This is a genomic window from Mesorhizobium sp. M0136, from assembly GCF_040322515.1.
Lineage (GTDB): Bacteria > Pseudomonadota > Alphaproteobacteria > Rhizobiales > Rhizobiaceae > Mesorhizobium.
This window is the reverse complement of record NZ_JAMYTP010000027.1, coordinates 57,867-69,935: the sequence shown is the minus strand read 5'-3', so window position 1 is coordinate 69,935 and position 12,069 is coordinate 57,867. Positions and strand designations below refer to the sequence as shown.

Sequence of the window (12,069 nt, the reverse complement as noted above, 5' to 3'; positions counted from 1 at the left end):
GCTCAACTGCCTCTCCAAAGAATCCTTTCTCAGCCTAAACTCAACCCCAAAATCGCCATATGCGATTCCCCTGCCCTCGAGGGGGGGAGATTACGCAGCTCATCCCGCAAGCCGGCTAACCATCTCGTGCTGCGCATAGGCGCGGCCGAAGCGGTTGGCCAGAAAAGCGTCGAGCGCAATGTCTTCCTGCTTGATGAAACCTCTTGCCGGCAAGGTGCCGTCGGCGAGCATGTCGAGCACGGCGCAGATCGCCGATGCGGTGGTGATCTGGATGGCGCTGCGCACCTTTTCGCCGTCGCGCCTGGCGTAGATCTTGTTGGCATAGGTCTCCTGCAGCAGACGGCCGTTCTTGCGGCCGCTGACGGTGACGAAGACGATAACCACGTCCTGCAGCGTTGCCGGCAGGGCGCTTTCGAAAATGTCCTTCAGCACGTCGCGGCGGTGGCGCAGGCCGAGGTCGTTGAGCAGCGCCTTCATGATCGCGGCATGGCCGGGATAGCGGATGGTGCGGTAATTCAGCGTGCGCACACTGCCCTTCAGCGTTTCGGCCAGCGTGCCCAGCCCGCCCGAGGTGTTGAACGCCTCATAGGTGACGCCGTCGAGCGAGAACTCCTCGCGCTCCTCGAGCGGCGGCACCTCGATCAGCTCGCCTTCGACGATCGCCTCGCAAGGCTCGCAATATTCGTTGATGACGCCGTCGGTGCTCCAGGTCAGATTGTAGTTCAGCGCGTTCGACGGGTACTGCGGCAGCGCGCCAACCCGCATGCGCACGCTCTCCAGCGTGTCGAAGCGGCTGGCGAGGTCGTTGGCAACGATCGAGATGAAGCCCGGCGCCAGGCCGCATTGCGGAATGAAGGCGCTGCTGCCGGAGCGCGCCAGTTCCTTGACCCGCCTGGTGCTGACGACATCCTCGGTCAGATCGAGATAGTGCACGCCGGCACTGGCCGCCGCCTCCGCGATGCGCGTGGTCAGATGGAAGGGCGCGGCGCTGAGCACCGCGAATTTGCCGGCCAAGGCCGCTTCGAGGGTGCCGGCGGCTTCGATGTCGAGTTCCAGCGTCTCGACCGTTTCAGGCAGTTCGGCCGCGCCGAGCTGCGCCGCCGAGCGGTCGAGGAGCGTGACATGGTAGTTGCCCGTGGAAGCCAGCATCTCGGCAATGGTCGAGCCGATCTTGCCGGCGCCGACGACGATGATTTCCTTCATGACAGGTCCCTCGCACCAACATTGGATTGATGGCTAGAATCGCAGCTTGCCTGTCGAAAGGAAGCGTGAGATTGTACGAAACGCAGTCTCTCTTTGTGCAATATGCCGGCAGGGTTCGTCGAAATGCTCAGCGATGCCGACCAGGCCCTGCTTTCCCTGCTGCGCATCAATGCACGCGCCTCGACCGCCGAACTGGCGCGGCGGCTGGGTGTCTCACGAACGACGGTGCAGAGCCGGATCGAGCGGCTGGAGCAGCGCGGCATCATCACCGGCTACGGTGTCAGGCTTTCGCCCGACTACGAACAGGGGCTGGTCAGGGCGCATGTCCTGCTTACCGTCACCCCCAAGCTCGCCGACAAGGTGGTGCGCAGCCTGCAGGCGCTGGCACCGGTTCGAACGCTGCACTCGGTCAGCGGCAATTTCGACATGATCGTTGTCGTCGAAGCGCCGTCGATCAGGGATCTCGACACGCTCCTCGACCAGATCGGCGCCATGGACGGGGTCGAGCGGACGTCGTCGTCGATCATCCTGTCGACGCGGATCGACCGCTGAGCCGGCTGGCGTCGCGGGTCCAGATGCTGGCGCGAAGGATCACCAAGGGCGGTGATCGTTCTGGCGTTACCGCAGCAAAGCGATATAGGCTTTCAGAATGTGGATCGATGGCGTGCAGCCGCGCCCAATCTCTCGCAGCATCGCGCGTTCACCCAAAGGACCTAGACAGGAGGCCTCCTTGCCCAAGCAGTGTTTCGGAAAATCCCATGTGCCGTTGTCGCCGGCGGTCAGGGCCGGCGATTTCGTCTATGTCTCAGGCCAGGTGCCGGTCGGCAGCGACGGGCTGGTGGTCAAGGGCGGCATCGCCGAGCAGACCGAACAGGTGCTGTCGAACGTCAAGGCGGCACTGGCGCTGGCCGGCTGCACGCTCGACGACGTGGTCAAGACGACGGTCTGGCTCGAGGACGCGCGCGATTTCGGCATCTTCAATACCGTCTATGCCCGGCATTTCCCGAAAGATCCGCCGGCACGCACGACGGTGGAGTCACGGCTTATGATCGACATCAAGATCGAGGTCGAAGCCGTCGCCTACAGGCCGGCCTGACGGAAAAGCGGAGACAGGCGCAATGCAATTCGATCTCCTGATAAAAGGCGGCCGCCTCATCGATCCGGCGTCGGGCCTCGACGCACAACGCGATCTGGCGATTGGCGACGGCCGTATCGCCGCCATCGACGCCGAAATCCCCTTCGAACGTGCAGCCCGCGTCATCGACGCCACGGGCTCGATCGTCGCGCCCGGCCTGATCGACCTGCACAGCCATGTCTATTGGGGCGGCACGTCGCTCGGCGTCGATGCCGACCGGCTCGCCGCAAAGAGCGGCACCACCACCTTCGTCGATGCCGGAAGCGCCGGCGCCGGCAATTTCCTCGGCTTTCGCCGCCACGTCATCGAGCGCTCCAAGGTCCGTATCCTGGCATACGTCAACATTTCCTTTGCCGGCATTTTCGGCTTCTCGCAGACCGTCGCGGTCGGCGAATGCAGCGACCTCAGGCTCTGCGAACCGCGCGAAACGGCGGCGGCGGCGCGCGAGCACGCAGACGTGGTAGTCGGCGTCAAGGTCCGCTCCGGTCGCCATGCCGGCGGCAGCAGCGGCATCGCGCCGGTCGATCTCGGGCTGGAAGCCGCCGACAAGGCCGGCCTGCCGCTGATGGCGCATATAGACGAGCCGCCGCCGGGTCGCTCGGAAGTGCTGCCGCGGCTGCGCAAAGGCGATATCCTCACCCACTGCTTCCGGCCGTTTCCCAACGCACCGGTCTTCGCTTCGGGAGCGGTGCGGCCGGACATGCGGCTGGCGCGCGAGCGCGGCGTCATCTTCGATATCGGCCACGGCATGGGCTCGTTCGATTTCGAGGTGGCCAAGGCGATGCTGAGCGAGGGACTGGCGCCGGACGTGATCAGCAGCGACGTGCACCTCTACTGCGTCGACGGGCCGGCCTTCGACATTCTGGTGTGCATGTCGAAGCTGCTGGTTCTCGGCATGCCGCTGGTCGAGGTGCTGCGCGCCGCGACACAGCAGCCGGCCGAAGCGATCGCCAGGCCAGATTTGGGCAGGCTTGCGGTTGGTGCGGTCGGCGACATCGCGGTGCTGCGGCTGCGTCCGGGCCGCTTCACCTTTGTCGACTCGGTCGGCGCCTCGTTGGTCGCCGAGCAAAGGCTGGTCTCTGACGGCATTGTGGTCGGCGGCACGTGGTGGCCGAACGAGGCGCTGGACGATTTCGGCGAAACCGAGCGCTTCGAAGCGCATGCGCATGACACGCATGTCGAGGTTGCCGCCCGGCATTTCGGGCGTGGCTGATCTCCCCCCATGAGGGGGAGATGGCCGGCAGGCCAGAGGGGGTAGGTCCGACGGGGCTCGGCCTGCTGCTACGGTAGAGGAGGCTGGCGCTCGACGCGCGGCGACTCCCTCTGTCGCCTTTGGCGATATCTCCCGCTCAAGGGGGGAGATCACAGCTTCACCGCAGCGTCCCATAAACCGGCGTCGCAATGCCTTCCATCCTCGCCTTGATCTGCAGCGCCACGAACTTCGAATAAAAGCGCGACAGCGCCAGATTGCCGCCGTGGAACCACAGCGCTTCCTGCGCGGTCGGCTTCCACATGTTGCGCAATTCGCCTTGCCATGGACCTGGGTCGCCCTTCACGCCCGAGCCAATCCCCCAGCACGGCCCGACCTTGTCGGCGACTTCACGGGAGACGATCGCCGCCACCGTTTCGTTCATCGAGAGATAGCCGGTGCACGCGATGATTGCGTCGGCCGCCAGTTCCGTGCCGTCGTCGAAGAGGATGCCTGTCGGCGTCAGCGACTTGATCCCGACGCCGCTGCGGATGCCGATCTCGCCGTCGATGATCAGATCGCAGGCGCCGACGTCGATGTAGAAGCCCGAGCCGGTGCGATAGGCCTTCATCAGGAGCCCGGTCTCGTCTTCGCCGAAATCGATGGCGAAGCCGGCGCCGCGCAAGCGGTCGTAGAAGGCCGCGTCGCGCGCCTTGATGATGTCGTAGAGCGCGCGCTGGCCCTGTGGCAGCAGCGCGAACGGCGTCGAGGCGACGATCATGTCGGCCTTTTCAGTGGTGATGCCGCGAGCCAGCGCCTTTTCCGAAAAGATCTCGAAGCCGATCTCCATCAGCGTGTCCGACTTGACCACCGTCGTCGGCGAGCGCTGGACCATCGTCACCTCGGCGCCGCTCTCCCACAGATCGACGCTGACGTCGTGGCCGGAACTTGCGGCGCCGATAACGGCGACCTTTTTGCCGCGGAATTTCTCGCCGCTGGAATATTGGCTGGAGTGCAGGATCTCGCCCTGGAAGGCCTCGGCGCCCGGCAGGTCGATCTGCCTGGGCGGGCCATAAGCACCGGTTGCAAAGACGATGTGCTTCGGCCTTAGCGTGATGCGCCGGCCGGCGCGGTCGACCTCGACCATCCAGACCTTTTCGGTGTCTTCGTAGGACGCGCTGATGCATCTTGTGGAGGTCCAGTAGTTGAGCTCCATGACGCGCGTATACATTTCCAGCCAGTCGCCCATCTTGTCCTTGGGCGTGAACACCGGCCAGTTCTCGGGAAACGGGATGTAGGGCAGATGGTCGTACCAGACCGGGTCGTGCAGCACGAGCGAGCGATAGCGATTGCGCCAGGAATCGCCGGCCTGCGCATTCTTCTCGATGATGATGGCCGGCACGCCGAGTTGCCGGAGCCGTGCGCCCAGCATGATGCCGCCCTGGCCGCCGCCGATGACCAGGCAATAAGGCTGCTGGCCGGCGCCGAGTTCACGCGTCTCGCGCGCCCTCGCCTCCAGCCAGGTCTCGCGCTCCGGATCGGCCTTGTGGCGGACGCCCAGAGGCCGCGCCGGGCCCTTGCGCTCCTCAAACCCCTTGAGATCGCTCATCGCCGTAAACAGTGTCCGGCATTTGCCGTCCCTGAGGCGCATGATGCCTTGGCCCCACGCTGATGACGTCTCGAAAGAAAACCAGGCTTCGATAACGCCTTCGTCCGAAGTCGCTTCGCTGCTGAGCTGCCACCGAGCAGGCCTTGTCATTGCCAGCGTGGCTTCCAGCATGTCGCGGATCGCCGCGCGGCCTTCCATGGTCTTGATGTTCCAGGTGAAGGTCAGCAGGTCGCGCCAGTAACAGTCCTCGACGAACAGGTTGATTGCGGCCGCGACGTCGCCCGCCTCGAGCGCTCGCGCAAAGGAACCGAGCCAGGTGGCCGCCTGTTTCAACGGTGATATGTCGAGCATCTGTCTTCCCTATCTCAAGCGACTTCGGCGCTGCCCTTTAACCTTATCCTCTCTCCCGAAGAGCGGGGAGAGGGTAGGTGAGGGGCAGCGCAAACAGTCCGGAAATTAAGGGCGCAGCGCAAGACCCCGCTATCAGGCGCGCGCGCGGGCCTGATCCGAACCGCTATCCAGCCCTGCAAGATCGTCCGGCGAAAGTGAGATGTCGAGCGCCCGGAGGCTGTCTTCCAACTCGTCGAGCGTGCGCGGCCCGATCAGCGGGACGGACGGAAAGGGCTGCGCCAGGACATAGGCGAGCGCGACGTGGATCGGGCTTTTGCCCAGCCGTTTGGCGAGCTCGATGGCGCGGTCGCGGCGGCCGAAGTTCCTCTCCGAGTACCAGACCCGGACCAGTTCCTCATTGTCGCGCCGGTCGCGGCCGGCGCGGTCGGTGAAGAAGCCGCGGCCCTGGCTCGACCAGGCGAAGTTCGGCATTTGCCGGGCGGTAAGCCAGGCCTTCCACTCGTCGCTGGAGGACGTGACGCAGCCTGCCCAGATCGGCTCCAGCATCTCGGCCAGCGAGAAATTGTTGGAAAGCGCGCCGGGTTTCTGCTTGCCGGTGCGCTCGGCATAGGCAATCGCCTCGTCCATGCGTTCCATCGTCCAGTTCGAGCCACCGAAGGGACCGCGAATGCGGCCGGCCTTGACCTCGCGATCCATCGCATCGACGAACTCGTCGACCGGCACGTCCGGGTTGTCGCGATGCATGAAATAGACGTCGATATGGTCGGTCTGCAGCCGCTCAAGCGACTGGGTGAGCTGCTTGCCGATGACGTCGGGATAGCAGAGCGGCGAGTGCGCACCCTTGCCGATGACCACCGATTGCTCGCGCACGCCGCGGTTCTTCAGCCACTGGCCGAGCAGCGTCTCGGTATAGCCGGAACCGTAGACGAAGGCGGTGTCGAACAGATTGCCGCCCGCCTCAAAATAGGCGTCGAGCAGGATGGCGCCCGACGAAAACGTGCGGAAATCCTCGAAGCCGAGCGCCAGACACGAAGCCGGCCGCGGCAGGCCCGGAATGCCGCGCTTGGGGATGGCGGTCCCGCCGGAGCGCAGCTTCCGCCCGGAGATCGTGTGGACGCGCTTTGCCGGTTTCTCGATGTCGTATTCGAGCCCGATGGCGGCCCGCCATTTATCGAGCACGCGCAGATTGCCGAGACTGTCGGCCCAGCTCATGCCCGGCCAGGCGAACTCCTGCTTCCCGCCGAGAATGGCCTCGCCGGCAGCGTCGACCTCGAATGCGTAAAGCCAGCCGTCCTCCTTGACCTCGACCACCTCGGTGTCACCCGGACGGATGATGCGGATTTCGCCGGTGCCGCCTTGCTGGCCGCCGGCATACCAGAAATCCGCCACCTCGATGCGGCCCTTGCTGCCGAGAATACGCAATACGTTGTCCTGCGCGAGCGAAATGCTGCAGGAGACTTCCGCGACGATGCCGCCTGGAAAATGCAACAGCGCCGACGCCCATTCGTCGACGCCGGATTGGCCGAGATGCGCAGCGCCGACCACTTTGTCCGGCTCGGCGAAGGGCTTTCCCGCCGCGGCGCCGGCAATCAGCCGCGCCATCGAGACGGGATAGCCGCCGACATCGAGAATGCCGCCGCCGGCGAGATCCTTGGCGTAAAGCCGGTGCTCCGGCATGAAGCCCGGCATGGCGAAGCCGAAACTGGATTTGATCATCTTGATGTCGCCGATCGCGCCGGCCCTGACCAGCTCGACCAGCCTGGCCGTCTGCGGATGCAGCCGGTACATGAAGGCTTCGCCGAGAAAGGTGCCGGCCTTGCGCGCGGCATGGATCATGGCGTCGGCCTCGAAGGCGGTCAGGCCAAGCGGCTTTTCGCAAAGCACATGCTTTCCGGCCTCAGCCGCCTTGATCGCCCATTCGGCATGGCTCGGATGCGGCGTTGAAATATAGATCGCGTCGACATCCGGATCGCCAAGCAAAGTCTCGTAGCCATCGAGGATGCGGGCGCCGGGGAAAGCCTCAGTGAGCCCGGCCTTGCCGGGATTGCGCGCCCCTAAGGCGACTAAGGTGCCGGTGCGCGAATGGGCGACGCCGCCGGCAAAGGCCTTGGCGATGTTGCCGGGCCCGAGAATGCCCCAGCGAATTTTTTCTGGCTTGGACGTCATGTCAAATCTCCGTGGGGTGGCCGCGACCAGTCGCGATCGGACAAAAGAAACTAGATGGGTTAGCGAATGCGTGCGCCGGTGGCGTCGAAGAGAAGCGAGCGGTCGGCCTTGATCGACACCACCAGGTCGTCGCCGTTCGCGCGATGCCGCGAGGCCTCGCGCTCGATGATCAGTTCCTCGCGCCCGCCCCCGGTCCCGGAATTGGCATAGACATAACTCACCGATCCCAAGTGCTCGGCGACGTCGGCCTTGAGGGTAAGGTCGCAATCGCCCTGGCCGGCGTCGAAGAAATGCTCCGGCCGCACGCCAAGCACGACATCGCCGCCTGTCGCAGGCAGAGCATCCGAAAGCGGCTTGCGCAGTCGCGCGCCGCGATGATTGACCAGTTCGACGACCGCAGCGCCGTTGTCGGCCCCGACCATTTTCGCCGCCAGAAAGTTCATTTTCGGGGAGCCGACGAAGCCGGCAACGAAGCGGTTGGCGGGGTCGTCGTAGAGATCGAGCGGCGCGCCGATCTGCTCGATATTGCCGGCGTTGAGGACGACGATCCTGTCGGCCAGTGTCATCGCCTCGGTCTGGTCGTGCGTCACATAGACCATGGTAACGCCAAGCTCCTTGTGAAGGCGCGATATCTCGACGCGCATCTGGACCCTGAGCTCGGCGTCGAGATTGCTGAGCGGTTCGTCGAACAGGAACACTTGCGGCTCGCGCACGATGGCGCGGCCGATAGCGACGCGCTGGCGCTGGCCGCCCGACAATTGCCGCGGCCGCCGCTTCATCAGCTCGGCGATACGCAGGATTTCGGAAGCCCGCTTCACCCGCCGCTCGGTATCTGCCTTGGGATTGCCGGTCATTCTCAGGCCGAAGCTCAGATTCTGCTCGACCGTCATGTGCGGATAGAGCGCGTACGACTGGAACACCATGGCGATGCCGCGATCGGCTGCCTCGACGTCGTTCACCACCTTGCCGCCAATGGCGATCTCGCCGTCGCTGATGTCCTCGAGCCCGGCGATCATCCGGAGCAGCGTGGACTTGCCGCAGCCGGAAGGGCCGACGAAGACGACGAATTCGCCGTCATCGATATCGATATTGGCGCCGTGGACGATCTCGAAGACGCCGAAGCGCTTGATGACGTTTTTGAGTGTGACTGCAGCCATGCTGATCCTTACTTGATGGCGCCGGCGGCGATGCCGGCGACGAAATGGCGCTGCAGAAGCACGAACACGACGAGCATTGGCGCCGTCAGCATCACCGCGCCCGCCATGATGCCGCCCCAGGACACCTTGGTGAGACCGATCAGCGTGCCGAGCGCCACCGGCGCGGTCATTGCGCCAGGCTTGGAATTGATCAGCAGCGGCCACAGATAGTTGTTCCAGGAGGCAAGGAAGAGGATGATGGCGAGTGCCGCCAGCATCGGCCGCGCCAGAGGCAATGCGACGAACAGGAATATCCGCCATTCCTTGACGCCCTCGACCTTGGCCGCGTCGAACAGCTCGTGCGGCATCATCGAAAAACTCTGCCGCATGAACAGCACGCCCAGCGAGTTGAAAAGCGGCGGCACGATCAGTGCCACCCAGGTGTTGGCGAGCTTGAAGTCGCGCGCCACCATGATGAATTGCGGGATCAGCACGACCGCATAGGGCAGCGTGATGGTGCCGAAGATGATGGCTACGATCATGCCCTTGCCGAAGAAGTTGTAACGCGCCAGCGCCCAGCCGGCCATCGAGGTGAGCATCACCGACAGGAAGGTATAGGTCACCGCCACCGAGACGGAGATGCCGATGGCGCCGATGAAATTGGTGCCGCGCTGCAGATTGCTGACATTGTCGAGGAAATTGCCGTGCGGCAAAAGCTCGATGTCGGGGCTGAAGATGCCATTGTCGGGCATCGTGGAAAAGACCACCATCATCCACAGCGGAAACAGCCAGACCAGCGCCAGCGGCGTCAGGAACAGATGCAGCGCGATGCTGCGGCCCAATCTGGCCTGGGAACGGCTGACCCGGGAATGGCTGATTGGGGAGCGCGAGGTCATTTCGGTTCCCTCGTCAGCCATATCTGCACCAACGAAATGGCAATCGCCAGCCCGGCCATGGTGTAGGCGACGGCCGAAGCATAGCCGAAATTGAGCGACCGGAAGCCCTGGCGGTAAAGCAGCAGCCCGAGCGTTTCGGTGCCGCCGCCCGGCCCGCCGCGCTCGGTGATCAGGAAGGGCTCGGTGAACAGCTGCATGGTGCCGATGATCGACAGCACGGCGCAGAACACGATGATCGGCTTGAGCAGGGGCAGCGTGATATAAAAGAACTGTTTGACCTTGCTGACCCGGTCCAGGGTTGCCGCCTCGTAGACATCCTCGGGGATGGACTGCAGGCCGGCGAGCAGGATGATGGCGTTGTAGCCGGCCCAGCGCCAGGTCACCGCCATCATGATCACCGCCATCGCCGGGGTGACGTTGGTAAACCAGTCGACAGTGGGCAGTCCGATGCTGTTCAGCAACTTGTTGATGATGCCGTAGTCGAGATTGAACATCAGCCGGAAAACCGCCGAATAGGCGACCTCACCGACCACGACAGGCGCGAAGAAGGCAAATCGGAACAGGCCACGTGCCTTGAGCAGCGGCGAATTCAAAAGCACCGCCATCACTATCGCCAGCGAAATCATCACCGGCACCTGGATGACGAGGATCAGCAATGTGTTCTTCAAGGCATTGAAGAAGGCGGGATCGCCGATCAGCCGGCCCCAGTTGAAGGTCGGCGCGAACCGCCACGGCACGGTGCGCGTCGCCTGGAACGAGATCAGGAAGGAATCGATGATCGGCCACAGCCAGAAGATCGAGAAGATCAGCAGATAGGGCGCGAGGAAGCGATAAGCCGTGGCGTTCTGGTAGCGCATCGTTTTCCTCCTTTCTGCTTTCAAGTTCTTGCCTTCTCCCCTTGTGGAGAAGGTGGATCGGCGCATAGCGCTGAGACGGTTGAGGGGTGATGGCCGGAGTGCCGCCGGCGCCAAGCTGGAGCACCCCTCATCCGTCGCCTTCGGCGATACCTTCTCCCACAAGAGGAGAAGGGGAGCCGTGCGCTCGGAGCCGCCTCGTCTAGATCACGACTTGACCGGCAGGCCGGTCGCCGCGGCGATCTGGCTTGCGGCATCGTCGAGCGCTGCCTTGGCGTCGGGATAGCCGCCGGCCAGATATTTGGTCTGCACCGCGCGGATGATGATTTCGGCGTCGCTCTGGAACGGCGTGCCGCGGCTGGGGACGACCTTGGGCAAGGTGCCGAGGATGTCCTTCCACACGGCTTGGCCACCCCAATAGGGCAGGCCTTCGGAGACGTAAGGGTCGTTGAGCGCCGAGATCAGCGACGGCACCAGGCCGAAGCCTTTCAGCATGGTGATCTGGCCCTCATTCGTCCCTAGCGTGTATTTCAGATAGGCGTAGGCGGCTTCCTTGTTCTTCGACACCGAAGTGATGGCGAGCGAGGAGCCGCCGAGATTGGCGGCGCGCGGACCGTCGGCGGTCAGGCTCGGCATCAGATAGACGCCCCATTTGCCTGCGCCATCGGGCGACTCGGTGCGTATGGTGCCTTCATACCAGCCGCCATACATCTGGCTGGCGACCTTGCCGGCGGTGTTGTTGGTGATCTTGGTGCTCCAGTCGGCAGAGGAAATGATGCCGGCGTCCTTCATCTCCTTGATCTTGGTCATGGCATCGACGCATTTGGGCTGATTGACGGTGATCGATTGACCATCGGCGGAGAAATAGGCGCAGCCCTGCTCGTTGGAGATCATGCGGAAGAATTCGGAATCGCCGTTGAAATCGGCGTTGGTCATCGTCACGCCAGGATTGGCGGCCTGGATCTTCTTGGCGGCGGCGATGAAATCGTCCCAGGTCTTGATCGAAGACGGGTCGACGCCGGCCTTCTCATAGAAGTCGCGGCGGTAGAACATCGCTACTGGACCGGAATCCCAGGGCATCGCATAGGCCTTGTCGTCAACCTCGAGCTCGGTACGTTTGAAGTCGGGGAATTTTGCCTGGTCTTCTGCGGTGTAGCCGAGCGTGTGCAGGTCGACGAAGCAATCCGGGAACTGGCTCCAGTAGTTTTCCGCCTCGCCGTTCTCGATCGTCACGATGTCCGGCAGGCCCTCGCCGCCGGCGGCACAGCCGGCGATCGATTTGTCGTAGGTCGGCTGGTTGCCGAGGTCCTCGACCGTGACCTTGATGTCGGGATACTGCTTGTTGAAGCCCGCTATGGTGGCCTTCAGCGACGAAGCGGCGATGTTCCAGCTCCAGATCGTGATTTCACCGGACTGCGCAAAGGCTGGGCTGGAGCCCAGGGCAAGCGCGAGCGCGGCGCAGGTCAATTTTAAGCGCATTGAAATCCTCCCATTTCAGTTGCTCTCTGTTTGCGAGCGTGGCTAGACTAG

General features: G+C 63.7%; 10 protein-coding genes. 3 read left to right on the top strand and 7 right to left on the bottom strand.

Annotation, left to right across the window (positions count from 1 at the left end):
• Positions 1-99: 99 nt before the first annotated feature.
• The gene (locus tag NKJ35_RS26325; protein ID WP_352650291.1) at positions 100-1,203 is read right to left on the bottom strand and encodes a saccharopine dehydrogenase family protein; all 1,104 of its coding nucleotides are present in this window, start codon (positions 1,201-1,203) and stop codon (positions 100-102) included.
• A gap of 123 nt (positions 1,204-1,326) precedes the next feature.
• Here NKJ35_RS26325 and NKJ35_RS26320 point away from each other — a divergent pair, with 123 nt between their 5' ends.
• The 3 genes from NKJ35_RS26320 to NKJ35_RS26310 all read left to right on the top strand — a co-directional run bounded on the left by NKJ35_RS26320 (position 1,327) and on the right by NKJ35_RS26310 (position 3,551).
• Positions 1,327-1,755: an Lrp/AsnC family transcriptional regulator gene (locus NKJ35_RS26320; protein WP_254817936.1), complete on the top strand. Its 429-nt coding sequence runs from the start codon at positions 1,327-1,329 to the stop codon at positions 1,753-1,755.
• 178 nt (positions 1,756-1,933) lie between these two features.
• Positions 1,934-2,299, top strand: a complete 366-nt coding sequence (locus NKJ35_RS26315) for a RidA family protein (protein ID WP_254817935.1) — start codon at positions 1,934-1,936, stop codon at positions 2,297-2,299.
• A 22-nt stretch (positions 2,300-2,321) separates the two neighbouring features.
• Entirely contained in the window at positions 2,322-3,551 is a 1,230-nt protein-coding gene (locus tag NKJ35_RS26310) for an amidohydrolase/deacetylase family metallohydrolase (RefSeq protein WP_352650290.1), read from the top strand.
• 157 nt (positions 3,552-3,708) lie between these two features.
• Here the strand turns inward: NKJ35_RS26310 and NKJ35_RS26305 are convergent, their stop codons facing one another.
• The 6 genes from NKJ35_RS26305 to NKJ35_RS26280 all read right to left on the bottom strand — a co-directional run bounded on the left by NKJ35_RS26305 (position 3,709) and on the right by NKJ35_RS26280 (position 12,018).
• Positions 3,709-5,487 carry an NAD(P)-binding domain-containing protein gene (locus NKJ35_RS26305; RefSeq protein WP_352650288.1) on the bottom strand — a complete coding sequence of 593 codons (1,779 nt, stop codon included), beginning with the start codon at positions 5,485-5,487 and terminating at the stop codon, positions 3,709-3,711.
• A 132-nt stretch (positions 5,488-5,619) separates the two neighbouring features.
• The gene (locus NKJ35_RS26300) at positions 5,620-7,653 is read right to left on the bottom strand and encodes an aldo/keto reductase (protein ID WP_352650286.1); all 2,034 of its coding nucleotides are present in this window, start codon (positions 7,651-7,653) and stop codon (positions 5,620-5,622) included.
• Positions 7,654-7,712: 59 nt separating this feature from the next.
• A complete protein-coding gene (locus tag NKJ35_RS26295) occupies positions 7,713-8,810 on the bottom strand; it encodes an ABC transporter ATP-binding protein (RefSeq protein WP_023675944.1) in 1,098 nt (365 codons plus the stop codon).
• An 8-nt stretch (positions 8,811-8,818) separates the two neighbouring features.
• A complete protein-coding gene (locus tag NKJ35_RS26290; protein ID WP_352650300.1) occupies positions 8,819-9,685 on the bottom strand; it encodes a carbohydrate ABC transporter permease in 867 nt (288 codons plus the stop codon).
• Positions 9,682-10,542 (bottom strand): carbohydrate ABC transporter permease, encoded by an 861-nt coding sequence (locus NKJ35_RS26285; protein ID WP_352650285.1) that lies wholly within the window; start codon positions 10,540-10,542, stop codon positions 9,682-9,684. The genes NKJ35_RS26290 and NKJ35_RS26285 overlap by 4 nt, the downstream gene beginning before the upstream one ends.
• Before the next feature lie 204 nt (positions 10,543-10,746).
• On the bottom strand, positions 10,747-12,018 hold the full coding sequence (locus tag NKJ35_RS26280) for an extracellular solute-binding protein (RefSeq protein WP_254817929.1): 1,272 nt from the start codon (positions 12,016-12,018) through the stop codon (positions 10,747-10,749).
• Positions 12,019-12,069: the final 51 nt, after the last annotated feature.